This is a genomic window from Haloplanus vescus (assembly GCF_900107665.1).
GTDB classification, from domain to species: Archaea; Halobacteriota; Halobacteria; order Halobacteriales; family Haloferacaceae; genus Haloplanus; species Haloplanus vescus.
On the sequence record NZ_FNQT01000001.1, the window covers coordinates 1,095,439 to 1,108,643 of the forward strand.

Genomic DNA, 13,205 nt, shown 5'->3' on the forward strand with positions numbered 1-13,205 from the left:
CGTGTGATACTGGGGCGAGGGGCGATTCGCCGCCGCGTCGACCGCGGACGTTCGAGTCGCGGGCGGTTCAGGCCTCGGGACGGACGCTCGACCGCAGCGCGACGCTGGCGATATTGCCCCCGCACTCGACGGTGCGCTGGAGGCTGGCAAGCACCCGCGAGAGGGCGTAGGCGCTGGCCGGCGACGACTCGAAGAGCGCCTCGTCGAGCGTTCGAACGTCGTCGACGAGTGCGTCGCGGCGGTCGAGTGCGTCGTGTGCGTGGTCGGGGTCGGCGTCGAGTGCCGCCGTCGTCGCCACCTCGACCGTCTCGCGGGCGTCGGCGGCGAGGGCAGTGACCTCGTCGAGAGCGTCGGCGTCGGTGTCGACGCGGTCGGCGAGCGACCCCAACCTGACGGCGTGGTCCGCGACGCGTTCGAGCTGCCGGGCGACGACGTAATACTCGAAGAGGGCGGCGCGCCGCACGTCGAGGTCGTCTATCTCCTCGAAGTCCGCGAGCGAGCGCGTGAAATGCCGGGTGAGCATGGCGAAGAGGCGGTCGACCTCGTCGTCGCGGTCGGCGAGGCGGTCGGCGTCCGTCTCCGCCGACAGGGCCTCGGCGGCGGTTCGATGCATGGAGCAGGCGGTGAACCGGAGCTGGGACACCGACTGTCGGATGGACACCTCGGAGGCGTCGAGGACGTTCTCGACGGTGACGTGCGTGTCCGTCTCCTCGGTGACGGAGAGGCCGACGGCCGTCTGGACGAACTGGCGGACCGCGCGTCGCTCGGCGTCGGTGAAGGTGGCGTCAGCGGGGGCCCGGAGCGTAATCCGGTCGTAGCCGACGGCGTCGGCCGCGCGGAGCGTCCGCCCGACCGCCTCGGGGTCGGCGCGCGGTAACGTGACCGTCGTAGAGCCGAGCGCACCGCCGTCGTGGGCGGCGCTGCGGACGACGAGCGAACCGTCGGTGTGCGGGTAGAGATGAATCGGCATTCCGGCTTCGAGGTGGTGTTCGAGGGCCCACTCCTTCGGCAGCGAGACGGAGTAGGTCGATCCACCGATCTTCTGGAGTTTTCGGGTTTCCATGTTAGACGAGCGTCGGGTCGCTTTCGACCATGTACAGGGTGCGCGCGGCGATGTTGACGGCGTGGTCGCCGACGCGTTCCAGGTCGCGGACGATCAACAGCAGTCGGGATACGTCGTCCATCAGTTCCTCGACCGCCCAAGTGTCGCCGTCGTCGACTTCGCGCTCGATCAGGTCGCGAACGATTCGCTCGCTCGCGCGCTGACACAGCGTATCGAGGTCGTCGTCGCGCTCCGCGACCTCTCGGCAGAGCGCCGCGTCGTCGGTGCGGTAGGCCGTCATCGCGTCGTCGAGCATCTCGCGGGCGAGGTCGCCGATGGCCGAGAGGTCGACCTCCTCGAACCGCGCCCGGTCGGCCGCGAGCGTATACCGGGCGAGGTTGACCGCCAAGTCGCCGACGCGTTCGAGGTCCGTGAGAATCTTGAACGACGACGCGACGAAGCGGAGGTCGCTGGCGACGGGTTGCTGGCGGGCGAACAGCTGGATGCACGTCGCCTCTAGGTCGAGGTAGCGACGGTCGACCTCGTCGTCGGCCGTCGCCACGTCGCGGGCCGCGTCCTCGTCGACCGTCTCCAGCGCCGTCAGGGCACGGTCGAGGCGACCGGCGACGAGGTCGGCCATGTCGAGGACGTCCGTGCTGAGGTCGGCGAGCGACTGCTGGTACTCGTCTCGGGTCATCTACCCGAACTTCCCGGTGATGTAGTCTTCGACACGCTGGCTCTGTGGATTCTCGAAGATTTGGTCCGTATCCCCGTACTCGACGAGTTTGCCGCCGGTGAGGAATACGGCGGTCTGGTCGGAGATACGCGCCGCCTGTTGCATGTTGTGCGTGACGATGACGACCGTATACTCCTCCGCGAGGCTGTCGATGAGGTCCTCGATTTTCGCGGTGGCGATGGGGTCGAGCGCGGACGCTGGCTCGTCCATCAGGATGACCTCGGGGCCGACGGACAGACAGCGAGCGATACAGAGCCGCTGTTGCTGGCCGCCGGAGAGGCCGAGGGCGTTGTCGTCGAGGCGGTCCTGCACCTCGTCCCAGAGCGCGGCCTGTTTGAGCGCTCGCTCGACGAGTTCGCGCTCCTCCTCGCTGTCGTCGCGGCCGAGCATCCGCGCCAACAGCCCGGTTTCGATGTCGCCGTGTTTCCGCGGGCCGTAGGCGATGTTGTCCCGAATCGACTTCGGGAAGGGGTTGGGTGACTGGAACACCATGCCGACCCGCTTGCGGAGTTCGACCAGGTTGATGCCGTCCTGGTAGATTTCTTTCCCGTCGAGTTGGACCGACCCGTCGACGCGGGCGGCGTCGATGCGGTCGTTCATCCGGTTGAGAGAGCGGAGGTAGGTCGACTTCCCACACCCCGAGGGGCCGACGAGCGCGGTGACGCTCTCCTCGGGAATCTCCATCGAGACACCCTTCAGGGCGTGGTCGTCGCCGTAGTAGACGTCGAGGTCCTCGGCGACCATCTTCGCGTCCCCTTGGAAGTCGTACTCGACCCACGCTTCCTCCGTCTCCTCGACCGTCTCGCCGCTGGTGGTTTCGAGGGACTGGTCGCTGTCCGTCGTTCTGGTCTGATGCTGACTCGTGGTCTGTTGGGAATTACTCATGGTTATTCGTGCTTGAGTCGCTGTCGGAAGTAGTACCGCGCGCCGATGCCAATCGCGTAGAACGAGAGGACGACGAGGAGGAGGATGAGCGCCGTCGCCCACCGGAACCCGTCGGGGTCCGAGACGTTGCTCCCCAAGCCGACGCCCGCGGTGATGAGGGCGTACAGCTGATAGGGGAGCGCGGAGGTCGCCTGCAGGAGTTCGGGGTTGGCGACGAAGGGCGGCGAACCGGTGAACTCAAAGCCGCCGATGACGTCGACAGTCTGGCCTCCGGGGACGAACGTCCCGCCCGCCATCGTCAGCAGAATCGGCGCCGTCTCGCCCGCAATCCGGCCGACGCCGAGGATGACCCCCGTGATGACGCCCGGAAGCGCGGCGGGGAGGACGACGCTTCGAATCGTCTGCCACTTCTTCACGCCGAGCGCCGCGCTCGCGTCGCGATACTCGTCGGGGACCGAGAGCATCGCCTCCCGACTCGTGATGAGCACGAGTGGCAGGAGCATGAAGCCGAGCGTGAGCATCCCCGCCAGCAGCGATTTCCGGTTGCCGAACCGGGGGATGAGGAAGGCGAACCCGAACAGGCCGAAGACGATGCTCGGCGTGCTCCAGAGCCCGTTCGTCGCCACCTCGACGGCCTGCGTAAAGCGGCCGCGCTCGGCGTATTCGGTGAGGAAGATGGCCGCACCGACGCCCAGCGGCACCGCGAACAGCACCGCGCCGACGACCAGCCAAATGGTCCCCACGATGGCCGGGAGGACGCCCTGGAAGTCGTTCAGGAGCGCCACGCCGTTCATCACGAAGGGGACGTACACGGGCAACTGAACCGACCCGAACACCTGCGGGCCGACGCCGGCGCCGACGCGGACGCCGTGAAGGAGGCCGGGAAGCCCCCGGACGACGACGAAGGCGATGAGGATGAACAGGAAGGCGACGATAGAGAGCGCGTTGAGATAGACGAGGACGTACGCACCCATGTGTCGGCCGCGGGCGCCGAACCGGCCGTAGGCCTTCGCGGCGGCCCAGCCACCGTAGAGGGCACAGAACAGCGTCGCGACCGGGACGAGGAACTCGGCCGTGATGGAGGCCTGCTGTTCCCAGCCGAGGTCCCACAGCCAGTCCGGACCGATAGTTCCGGTGAGGAAGACGGCGCCGACGAATGCGAGTAAGGCGCCGAGCGGCACCGTCGACCCCACGTCCTCGCGGGGGACAGCGGTAGCGGCAAAGGCCACGCCGCCGGCGACGATACCCCCAACGACGCCCCCGGCGGTGCCGAGGCCGAACGTCTGGGAGGCGACGCCGCCACCGATGACGAACCACGGGACCGCCGCACCGAAACTGGCTATCAGGCCGGCAGTCGCGTCGGGGTCGGTCTCGACGTAGCCGACCCACGACCCGAGACCGAAGGCGGCCACCGTGCCGCCGAGTGCGACCAACAGCCCACCGAGCAGTGTCACCGTCGGCAGGCCGACGAGGGTGCCGGTGAGGCTGACTCGCTCGAACATCGCCGCCACCGCGAGGACGAACAGCGTCGCGGAGAGACCGACCGCCACCGCGGCGACGGCGTCGGTCAGCGTCGTGTCGCCCTCGACGAGTCGCGACTGCGTCGCGCCCGCCATCAGGCCCCACCCCCGAGCTTGCTCCGCATTCGCCACTCGATGTACTGCGCGCCAATCGAGATGACGAGCACCGTGACGAAGAGGATGACGCCCGCGACGAACAGGGCGTCCATCTGGAAGCCGTCTGCCTCGCCGTAGTTGCGGGCGATGAGCGACGTGAGCGTCTCCTGACCGTAGAAGACGTTCACCAGCGGGTCGGTGAGGCGTGGCACCCCACGGAGCATGACCGTCGCGGCCATCGTCTCGCCGATGGCGCGGCCGACGCCGAGGAGGACCGCGGCGGAGACCCCCGAGAACGCCGCAGGGAGGGTAATCGAGGTCATGGTCTGCCAGTCGGTCGTCCCGACGGCGAGCGACCCGCTTTTCATCGATTCGGGGACGCTACTGAGGGCGTCCTCGGCGACGGAGACCACCGTCGGGAGCGCCATCAACCCGACGACGATGCCGACGAAGAGGTAACTCCCCTGCCCGGTGGTCCGGAACTGGTCGGACGCCCACGGGCTGAGGATGGTGAAGCCGATGAAGCCGTAGACGATGGAGGGGATGCCAGCGAGGATTTCGACGCCCGGTTTGACGAACTCCCGGACGACGTCGGGCGCTATCTCCGAGAGGAAGAGCGCGGCGGCGACGCCCAGCGGTCCGGCGACGGCCGTCGCGACGACGGTCACCATCACCGTCCCGTGAATCATCGGCACCATCGAGTATCGAATCGGCGGCGACACCGCGTCCCAGTTGGACTGGAGGAACATCCGAAGCCCCGGGACGCTCACGCCGAACACGGTCGCGCTCTCGTACTGAAGGACCGGCACCGACTCCCGGAAGATGAACACGATAATCAGCCCGAGTATCAGCAGGGTCGAAACCGTCATCGTCAGCGTCAACACCAGCGCCGTCTCCTCCTGATGTCGCACCCACCCGTACCCCGTCGCCGCGAGGAACACGGCGAACGGCAGGATGGTCAGGTTCGACACCGCGAGGAAGCCGACGAACGCCGCCAACAGGGAGACGGCGATGACCGTGACGACGACCAGCGCCGCGGGGTCGGTGTCGTGGACGAAATCGCGAACGCACTGGACCTGTTTGCCGGCGGCCGCGGTCAGTCGTTCACTGCGTGTTACTGGTTCCATCGTGGTGGAGTGGGTCGATATGAGTATGTCATAAAAACGGAGTGGCAGTGGTTGCAGGCGGCGAGCCGAGCGGCCCGCTGGATTAGGGCATGACCAGGTCTTCGGTGGCGAGCGCCGACACCTGCTCTTTCATCGACCGCAGGTCGCTCGTCGGCAGCGGGATGTAGTTGTTCCCCTCCACGAAGATGGTCTGACCGAACTCGTTGAGGAACATGTTGATGAACGCGGCTTCTCGCGCGTCGTAGCCGCCGCCGTCGGGGTTGTCCTCCTCGATGAGCGTGTACATGTGGAGGTCCCGATTGAGCGGGTAGTCGCTGTCGAAGATGGTGTGCTCCGCGTCGCGGTCCGGTTCGTAGAGCGTCCCGTCGAAGTCGATGCCGACCGGAACGACCGACTCGCTGGTGAACGCCAGCGCCATGTACGCGATGGCGCCCTCGTTCTGGGAGACGGCCTGCGCGACCTGCTGGTTCTGCCCGAAGCGGGTGTCAACGCCCGACATCGAGGCGTTCGCATCACCGAGCATGTTGAGACGGAACGCGGTGTCCGTCCCGGAGCCCTCGGCGCGACCGATGGCGTAGATTTCCTGGTCGTAGTCGACCCCTTCGATTTGGTTCCAGTTGGTGATCTCGTCCTGATAGATGGCCCGGACCTGCTCGCCGGTCAGCTCGGTGATGCCGGCGTCGATGACGTCCGAACTGACGACGACCGGCTGGCCGTCGCGGCCGACGACGTTGTCGACGACCGTACTCTGGGCCTGCTCCTCGCTCCAGTCGAGTTCGGCCGTGATGGGCCCCGAAGAGTTGCCGATGTCGACCAGTCCGTCGGTGACGGCTTCACAGCCGGTCCCCGAGTGGCTCAGGCCGACCGTCGTCGGGAACGGCGGGCTGGAGCGCTGCTCGGTCGGCTCGAAGCCGAACTTCGAGGCGAAGTAGTCCGCGATGAGCATGTCCGGCTCGCCGAGCTGTTCCCAGCCGGGGACGGTGCTCTCCGAGTTCGACCCCCAGTACTCGCCGTCGCTCGGCGGTGCGTTGGAGTTCCAGTAGGAACTGCCGGTGTTCGAGATGGGGTAGACAGTCGAGGACCCCTCCGCGGTGAGCAGCGACGCGTTCTGCCCATCGCTGCTGGACCCCGACTGCGAGCCTTCGCCGTCCATGCCGGAGTCAGTCGCAGTGGCGCCGGAGTCGCCACCGCTCTCCCCGCCACTCCCGCCACCACCGGACTGGCCGCCGCAGCCGGCCAGGCCGGCGATGCCGACGGTGCCAGTCGTTGCGATGAACGTCCGTCGTGAAACGCGACTGTTTCGGTCTGAGTCGTCAGACATCACCTGAAGAAGCCGTACATCTGGTAAAGACCGTTTATATGAGGTTGGGTTACTAGGTCCCCGTGAAACTGTACCAAACAAACCACTACATACACGTACTTACTCTCACGATGACTGAGGCGGAAATTATAACGTCACCACCGCGAAAACGCCGTCTGTGACCGACAACGACGACTCGCTCGACGGGCAGTCGCTGGACGCGGCCGTGGACAGGGTCGTCGCCCGGACTGGCGACGACCCCGACACGGTTCGGGAGACGCTGAACCGGGTGACCGAGGAGGGCGAAGTCCGCCGCGAGGCGGTCGACGACGCACTCGCCCACGTCTCGAAGGTAGTGTCCACGCCCGAGACGCGCGTCGAGAACGCAGGGATGCTGATCGACGACGCTCGCGAGGCCGCCGAGGCCGTCGCACACCTCGACAGCGTGGCCGACCGCCTCGACGACTTCGAGGACCGGCACGCGGCCGTCGCGTCTCGGGTCGACGGCCTCGGCGACCGACTCCAATCGGTCATTTCTCTCGCGGACGAGTCGGGGACCATCTACGAGACGGCGGCCGAGATTCGGCAACTCGAGGCGGCGGCCAACTCGGCCCAGCACACCGCCGACGAACTCGGCGTCGACGCCGAGGAGTTCGAGGCGTGGGTCCGAAACCCCGACCGACGGCTCGACGCTCTCGACGACGACGCCGACGCAGTCGCGGACTTCGTCGACGGCGTCGAGGAGACCCTCGATATGCTCGCGGACGGCGACGCGGACGTCGACTCCGCCGCCGTCTGGTTCGACGCCACCCTCAGATATCGGGTGTCTCGACTCCTACTCGCAGACCTGCGTGCCGAAGTCGAAGACCTCCGAAACTGGCCCGAACCCGGCCCGAACGACGCCCACGGCGCCGTCGACGCCGAGGCCCTCACCGACCTCGACGACCGCCTCGCGGGCCTCGAAGAGGAGGTGGCGTCGCTCGGTGACCGCTTCGACGAGGCCGTCGAGTGGCGGGACCGCTACGGCGACCAACTGGCCGACTTCGAAGCTGCGCTCGACGACCACGCGCCACCCGTCGACTGGGCGGCGGTCGAGTCGTTGCTCGGCGAGTACCGACCGGACCCCGACGACGCGGAGTCGGTCTGACGGGGCCGTCGACGGGCACGAACGTCCGAAGTCCCCACTCGCGAAACCCATTTGTCGGCCAGCACCGACCGGTGAGTATGGACGGGAGTGACAGGCCCCTCGCCGACTGCGAGTGGCGATTGATTCGCGAGGAGTCGTGGTCGGGACCGATGAACATGGCGCTCGACGAAATCGCGGCCGAAACCGCCGCCGACGGCGGGCCCCGAACCCTCCGCGTGTACCAGTGGGACCCGAGTACGCTCTCGTTGGGCTACCATCAGGACCCCGACACGGTCGACTGGGACCACTGCGAGGCGGCAGATATCGACGTCACACGCCGGCAGACCGGCGGCGGCGGCATCTATCACGACACGCACGGCGACATCTCCTACAGCATCGTCGCGCCGAGCGACGACCTGCCGAGCGACCTCTTCGACTCCTATCACCTGCTCTGTCGCCCGCTGCTCGACGCCTTCGACCGCCTCGGCGTGTCCGCGCAGTTCGCGGAGACGGAACAGCCGGCAGCCTACGCCCCGTCATGTTACCTGCGCGAACGCCACCCCGCTCACGACGTGGTCGTCGAGGCGGACGGCACCGAGCGGAAAGTGAGCGGCAACGCCCAGCATCGCCGGACGGACGCCATCGTCCAACACGGCTCGCTCACGTACACCGTGCGCCCGGAGCGCCACCTCGCAGTCTTCAGCGACGAGGTAGATACCGAGACGTTCCGCGAGCGAGTGACGGGCGTTGACGACCACGCCGATGTCACGCGACGGGAGACGGTCGCGGCACTCGAAGCGGCGCTGGAAGCGTGGGCGGACGCAAGCGAGGGCACGTGGACGGACGACGAACTCGCGCGGGCGCGGGAGCGAGCGGCCGAGAAGTACGCGAGCGACGAGTGGACGAAGCGACGGCCGGGCCGACGAGAGAGCAGCGAGTGAAACTGTCTACACGCCAGATTCTGGATGCCTGAAATCTGGCGTGTGATGGCTTTCACTCGCTACTCTAAAACCCGAACGTCTCCGTCTCGGGCGTGCCGAGTTCCTCCGTGATGGCGTCGTGAATGTCGCTGACCGGCGGCGTGTCCCGAGTCGGGTCGAGCCAATGTTCGCCGAGCCAGCGGTAGCGGACGGTCAGGTCCGAATCGAGCAGGAAACAAGAGCGGCGCGAGCGACGCGAGACGCCGAGCGCCCGGTAGGTGACGCCGAAGGCGTCCGACACCGCGAGGTCGGGGTCGGCATAGAGCGGGAAACTCAGACCGAGATAGTCGATGAACCGCCTGTGGAGGCCAACGCTCGACTTGCTACACCCGACGACTTCGACGTGGTCGCCGCTGGTAAACCAGTCGAAATCGCGGAACGAACACCACTCGTCGATGCAGTCGGGGCTGAAATCGGCCGTGTAGAAGCTGAGCAACACCGGTCGGTCGGTCGTCAAATCTCCGAGAGGGACGTCTTCCACCGTCCCGTCCGGGCGAACGAGCGTGCCGCTCACGTTCGCCACGGTGTCGCCGACGGCTACCGGGTCCATAGAACCCCCTTTGCGGGGCGTCACCAAAACGGTTCGCCCCCGATTCGAAGCGCCTTTGCGCCCCTACCGCCACCAGACGGTATGCGAGTCGGAGCACACGTCTCGATAGCAGGCGGCGTCGACAACGCCGTCGACAACGAGCGCGACGTCGGTGGCAACTGCGGACAGATTTTCACCCACTCTCCGCAGGTCTGGCAGAATCCGAACATCGGCGACGACGAGGCGTCAGCCTTCCGCGAGGGTACGGACGAACATCTGACGGGGCCGTGGGTGATTCACTCCTCGTATCTCGTCAACCTCTGTACGCCCAAGGCGGACCTGCGCGAGAAGTCCGTCGACAGCATGCAACGCGAAGTCGACGCCGCCGCGAAACTCGGCATCGAATACGTAAACGTCCACTTGGGCGCGCACACGGGTGCGGGCGTCGACGGCGGCCTCGACAACGCCGTGAGCGCTCTGGACGAGCTCGACATCCCCGACGGCGTGACGGTCCTCGTCGAGAGCGACGCGGGTAGCGGGACGAAACTCGGCGGCGACTTCGAACATCTGGCCACGGTGCTGGAAGAGAGCCGGCACGACCTCGGGGTTTGTATCGACACCGCCCACGCCTTCGCCGCGGGCTACGACCTCTCGACGCCCGCGGCCGTCGACAGCGCCGTCGACGAGTTCGACGACATCGTCGGCATCGAGAACCTCCACTGCATCCACCTCAACGACTCGAAACACGCCTGCGGGACGAACAAGGACGAACACGCCCACATCGGCGAGGGGGAAATCGGCGTCGACGGCATGCGCCGCATCGTCTCCCATCCGGACCTGCGCGACCAGCCGTTCGTCCTCGAAACCCCCAACGAGGACGGCAAGGGCTTTGCGTGGAACATCGAACGCGTGCAGGAACTTCACGACGAGGCGTAGTCCGCGCCGCTTTTGCCGCGACCGACCATATCGAGTAGTGAATGAGCGACGGAGTCACGAGACGGGGCGCGCTCGCGGCCGGCGCGAGCGTCGTTGGCGGGCTGGTGGCGTCGGGGCGTGCCCGCGCCCAATCGGGAGCGGTAACGGTCGCCACGCGCAACTGCTATCTCGGTGCCGACCTCTTTCGCCTCCTCGCCGCGACGGCAACGGACGACCAGACGGTCGAGGCAGCCGTCAGCGACCTGCTACAGTCGGTCGACCGGAGTCAAGTGGCGGCGCGTCTCGACGGCGTCGCCACCGAACTCGGGCGGACGGAGCCGGCGCTGGTGGGGATTCAGGAGGCGCCGCTGATACGAACGGGCGAGCCGACGGCGGATACGACGCCGACGGCGACGGACGTGCGCCACGACTTCCGGGAACGTCTGGCGACGGCACTCGACGACCGGGGCCTGCCCTACCGCGTCGTGAGCGCGGTGGAGACGACGGACTTCCAGTTGCCGACGACGATAGACGGCGAGCGACGCGCGGTGCGACTGACCGACCGCGACCTGCTACTCGCTCACGAGCGCGCGTCGACGGCGGGCGTCACGACGGGGACGTTCGACGCCGCGGCCACGCTGGCAGACGACGGGCGTTCCATCTCGCTCGAACGCGGTTACGGCGTCGTCGACGCGACGGTCGGCGACCAGCGACTGACGTTCTGTAATACGCATCTCGAATCGGTGTCGGCGGAGACGCGTCTGCAACAAGCGGCGGAACTCGAATCGCTACTCGCCGAGCGGCGCGACCCGGTCGTCCTCGTCGGCGACCTCAACAGCAGCCCGGGTGACAGCGCCTACGACCGCCTCACGGAGACGTTTCGCGACGCCGCTTCAGGGGTCGGGAACACCTGCTGTCACCCCGCGGACCTCCGGAGCGACGCGGCGTCGCTCACGGAGCGCGTCGACCACGTGCTCGTCCGCGGCGCGCTTCGAGCGGGGAGCGCGGAGCGCGTCGGGGCCGACCCCGACAGCCGAATCGCCGTCGGGGGCGACCGCCTCTGGCCCTCCGACCACGCAGGCGTGGTGGCGACGCTGGCCGAAGGGACGCCGACGGCGACAGCGATGGACACAGCGACAGCGACGGACACGGCGACCAACTCCTCAACCTCGACCGCTGCATCGACCGAGCCACCGGCAGACAGCAATACGACGGCCGAGCTAGCCGGATTCGGGGGCGTCACGGGACTGGCCGCCGTCGTCGTCGCGGCGCTCGCGGCGCGCCGACGGGGCGAGGACGACTGATTTTTGGCACGCGGTCGGATACAGGGGGCCGTGCGCAACTTCTCGGCGGAGTACCTCAGGCGGACGCGCGCGGGCCTGTGGTCGTCGCGGGCGGCCCTCGAAGACCTGCGGTTAGCGTCGCGTGACCGCGTCCTCGACGTGGGGTGTGGGACGGGCGAGTTCACGCGCGTCCTCGACGAAGAGACGCCAGGGACCGTCCTCGGCGTCGACGCCGACCCCGAACTCGTCCGCGTCGCCCGCGAGGAGACAGACCTTCCCGTCGCCGTCGGCGACGCCCTGCGTCTTCCCCTTCGAGAGGACGGTGCCGACCTCGTGACCTGTCAGGCGGTCCTCGTCAACCTGCCCGACCCGGTCGCGGCGCTCCAGGAGTTCCGCCGCGTCGCGAGCGACGCCGTCGCCGCCGTCGAACCGAACAATGCGGACGTGGCGGTCGAATCGACGGTCGACCGCGAAGCCGAACTCGACCGCCGGGTTCGGGACGCGTACCTGTCGGGCGTCGAAACGGATGTGGCTCCCGGCGAGCGTCTGGAAGCCGCATTCGAGCGAGCGGGCCTCGTCGACGTCTCGACTCGGCGCCACTACCACCGGAAGGTAATCGAACCGCCGTACAGCGAGGCCGACCTGCGGGACGCGACGCGAAAGGCGACGGGCGCGGGACTGGCAGACCACGAGACAGAGCTCCGGCGAGCGGTCGGCGACGAGTACGACGACCTGCGGGCCGCGTGGCGCGAGATGGGGCGCGACGTCGTCGAAGCGATGCGAGCGGAGACGTACCGCCGGGCCGAGGTGGTCCCCTTCGACGTCATCGTCGGACGCGTGCCCGAGGCTTGAAATGCGGAGGCGCGGCCACCCGGCCCGTGACCTGACCGTCGCCGCGGGGCGGGCCGCAGTCGCGTGACGCCACCGCCCCGCGAGCCACCGCCGGCGTCACCTGTTCGCTCTATACTACGTCGCCCCGCACCGTCCGCCCCGTCGCTTCGGCGCGACGCTCGCGCATCACGTCCGCCGCCTCGGTCGCGGTGTCCTCGTCCAGCCCCAGCATCTCCAACGCGCCCGTGAGCGTCGGGAAGGCAAGTTCGCCGTCGCGGAGCTTGTCCATCGCGTCGTCGTCGCGTTGCCCCTCCGCCCACAGACAGACGCCGCGGGGGTCGAGAATCTCGTCGTACGCCTCCCGCGCCATCGCACCACGGAGGCGCTGGGTGACGTTGTCGGAGAAGGAGGCGTTACACACCTCGAGGTGGACGGGTTCGTCGTCGTCGAGGAGGTGGGCGGCCAGACACTGCTCCGGCGCGACGTGACCGTTCTCGTTCGCGCGCAGGTGTTCGGGGTGGGCCGCCGCCCACTCAGCGTCGACGGTCTTGCCGACGCCTGCGACGCCGTAGCGCTCCTCGAACTCGGCGCCGCGGTCGGTGTCACCGCGCATGTGGAGGTCCTTCGTGACGTACACGTCGAGGCGGTCGATCGGGTCGAGGCCGAGCGCAACGTCGCCGTAGACCCACACTTCGCGGATGGGAACGGGGAGAAGCGACGTCTCGTCGGTCGCCGCGCGTTCGACGAGGTCGACGATATCGGCGGCACGGTCCAACGCAGCGTCTCTATCCATCACTCCGCTTTGCCGCTCGTCGCACAAAGCGGTTGTCCAACG

Annotated in this window: 13 protein-coding genes; 5 read left to right on the top strand and 8 right to left on the bottom strand. The window is 67.9% G+C overall.

Going from position 1 to position 13,205, the window contains the following annotated elements:
- Positions 1-67: 67 nt before the first annotated feature.
- The 6 genes from BLU18_RS05815 to BLU18_RS05840 form a co-directional block, all read right to left on the bottom strand.
- Positions 68-1,063, bottom strand: a complete 996-nt coding sequence (locus BLU18_RS05815; protein WP_092632863.1) for a phosphate signaling complex PhoU family protein — start codon at positions 1,061-1,063, stop codon at positions 68-70.
- A gap of 1 nt (position 1,064) precedes the next feature.
- Positions 1,065-1,739, bottom strand: a complete 675-nt coding sequence (gene phoU / locus BLU18_RS05820) for a phosphate signaling complex protein PhoU (RefSeq protein ID WP_092632865.1) — start codon at positions 1,737-1,739, stop codon at positions 1,065-1,067.
- Positions 1,740-2,663: a phosphate ABC transporter ATP-binding protein PstB gene (pstB, locus tag BLU18_RS05825; protein WP_092632867.1), complete on the bottom strand. Its 924-nt coding sequence runs from the start codon at positions 2,661-2,663 to the stop codon at positions 1,740-1,742.
- Positions 2,664-2,665: 2 nt separating this feature from the next.
- Entirely contained in the window at positions 2,666-4,279 is a 1,614-nt protein-coding gene (gene pstA, locus BLU18_RS05830; RefSeq protein ID WP_092632869.1) for a phosphate ABC transporter permease PstA, read from the bottom strand.
- Entirely contained in the window at positions 4,279-5,406 is a 1,128-nt protein-coding gene (pstC, locus tag BLU18_RS05835) for a phosphate ABC transporter permease subunit PstC (RefSeq protein ID WP_092632871.1), read from the bottom strand. The genes pstA and pstC overlap by 1 nt, the downstream gene beginning before the upstream one ends.
- Before the next feature lie 82 nt (positions 5,407-5,488).
- Positions 5,489-6,727: a PstS family phosphate ABC transporter substrate-binding protein gene (locus BLU18_RS05840; RefSeq protein WP_092632873.1), complete on the bottom strand. Its 1,239-nt coding sequence runs from the start codon at positions 6,725-6,727 to the stop codon at positions 5,489-5,491.
- 157 nt (positions 6,728-6,884) lie between these two features.
- On the opposite strand from BLU18_RS05840, the gene BLU18_RS14790 reads away from it, so the two are divergent.
- Together BLU18_RS14790 and BLU18_RS05850 are read left to right on the top strand one after the other, a co-directional pair.
- Positions 6,885-7,853: a hypothetical protein gene (locus tag BLU18_RS14790; protein ID WP_092632875.1), complete on the top strand. Its 969-nt coding sequence runs from the start codon at positions 6,885-6,887 to the stop codon at positions 7,851-7,853.
- A 77-nt stretch (positions 7,854-7,930) separates the two neighbouring features.
- On the top strand, positions 7,931-8,773 hold the full coding sequence (locus BLU18_RS05850; protein WP_092632877.1) for a lipoate--protein ligase family protein: 843 nt from the start codon (positions 7,931-7,933) through the stop codon (positions 8,771-8,773).
- A gap of 64 nt (positions 8,774-8,837) precedes the next feature.
- On the opposite strand, the gene BLU18_RS05855 is transcribed toward BLU18_RS05850, so the two are convergent.
- Positions 8,838-9,362 (bottom strand): redoxin domain-containing protein, encoded by a 525-nt coding sequence (locus BLU18_RS05855; protein WP_092632879.1) that lies wholly within the window; start codon positions 9,360-9,362, stop codon positions 8,838-8,840.
- Positions 9,363-9,443: 81 nt separating this feature from the next.
- Between BLU18_RS05855 and BLU18_RS05860 the strand changes: the two genes are divergently transcribed.
- Genes BLU18_RS05860 through BLU18_RS05870 form a run of 3 tightly spaced genes read left to right on the top strand, consistent with a single transcriptional unit; the run spans position 9,444 to position 12,391 of the window.
- On the top strand, positions 9,444-10,277 hold the full coding sequence (locus tag BLU18_RS05860) for a deoxyribonuclease IV (protein ID WP_092632881.1): 834 nt from the start codon (positions 9,444-9,446) through the stop codon (positions 10,275-10,277).
- Between the two features lie 41 nt (positions 10,278-10,318).
- On the top strand, positions 10,319-11,560 hold the full coding sequence (locus BLU18_RS05865) for an endonuclease/exonuclease/phosphatase family protein (protein ID WP_092632883.1): 1,242 nt from the start codon (positions 10,319-10,321) through the stop codon (positions 11,558-11,560).
- A gap of 30 nt (positions 11,561-11,590) precedes the next feature.
- Positions 11,591-12,391, top strand: coding sequence for a class I SAM-dependent methyltransferase (locus tag BLU18_RS05870; RefSeq protein ID WP_092632885.1), 801 nt, complete (start codon positions 11,591-11,593; stop codon positions 12,389-12,391).
- A gap of 109 nt (positions 12,392-12,500) precedes the next feature.
- Here BLU18_RS05870 and BLU18_RS05875 read toward each other — a convergent pair whose 3' ends face one another.
- Positions 12,501-13,163: a DUF7095 family protein gene (locus BLU18_RS05875; protein ID WP_092632887.1), complete on the bottom strand. Its 663-nt coding sequence runs from the start codon at positions 13,161-13,163 to the stop codon at positions 12,501-12,503.
- Positions 13,164-13,205: the final 42 nt, after the last annotated feature.

What these genes read in the sequence shown, in the direction of transcription:
- BLU18_RS05815 (WP_092632863.1), bottom strand. Translation starts at nt 1,063, where the DNA reads ATGGAAACCCGAAAACTCCAGAAGATCGGTGGATCGACCTACTCCGTC.
- phoU (WP_092632865.1), bottom strand. Translation starts at nt 1,739, where the DNA reads ATGACCCGAGACGAGTACCAGCAGTCGCTCGCCGACCTCAGCACGGAC.
- pstB (WP_092632867.1), bottom strand. Translation starts at nt 2,663, where the DNA reads ATGAGTAATTCCCAACAGACCACGAGTCAGCATCAGACCAGAACGACG.
- pstA (WP_092632869.1), bottom strand. Translation starts at nt 4,279, where the DNA reads ATGGCGGGCGCGACGCAGTCGCGACTCGTCGAGGGCGACACGACGCTG.
- pstC (WP_092632871.1), bottom strand. Translation starts at nt 5,406, where the DNA reads ATGGAACCAGTAACACGCAGTGAACGACTGACCGCGGCCGCCGGCAAA.
- BLU18_RS05840 (WP_092632873.1), bottom strand. Translation starts at nt 6,727, where the DNA reads ATGTCTGACGACTCAGACCGAAACAGTCGCGTTTCACGACGGACGTTC.
- BLU18_RS05850 (WP_092632877.1), top strand. Translation starts at nt 7,931, where the DNA reads ATGGACGGGAGTGACAGGCCCCTCGCCGACTGCGAGTGGCGATTGATT.
- BLU18_RS05855 (WP_092632879.1), bottom strand. Translation starts at nt 9,362, where the DNA reads ATGGACCCGGTAGCCGTCGGCGACACCGTGGCGAACGTGAGCGGCACG.
- BLU18_RS05860 (WP_092632881.1), top strand. Translation starts at nt 9,444, where the DNA reads ATGCGAGTCGGAGCACACGTCTCGATAGCAGGCGGCGTCGACAACGCC.
- BLU18_RS05865 (WP_092632883.1), top strand. Translation starts at nt 10,319, where the DNA reads ATGAGCGACGGAGTCACGAGACGGGGCGCGCTCGCGGCCGGCGCGAGC.
- BLU18_RS05875 (WP_092632887.1), bottom strand. Translation starts at nt 13,163, where the DNA reads ATGGATAGAGACGCTGCGTTGGACCGTGCCGCCGATATCGTCGACCTC.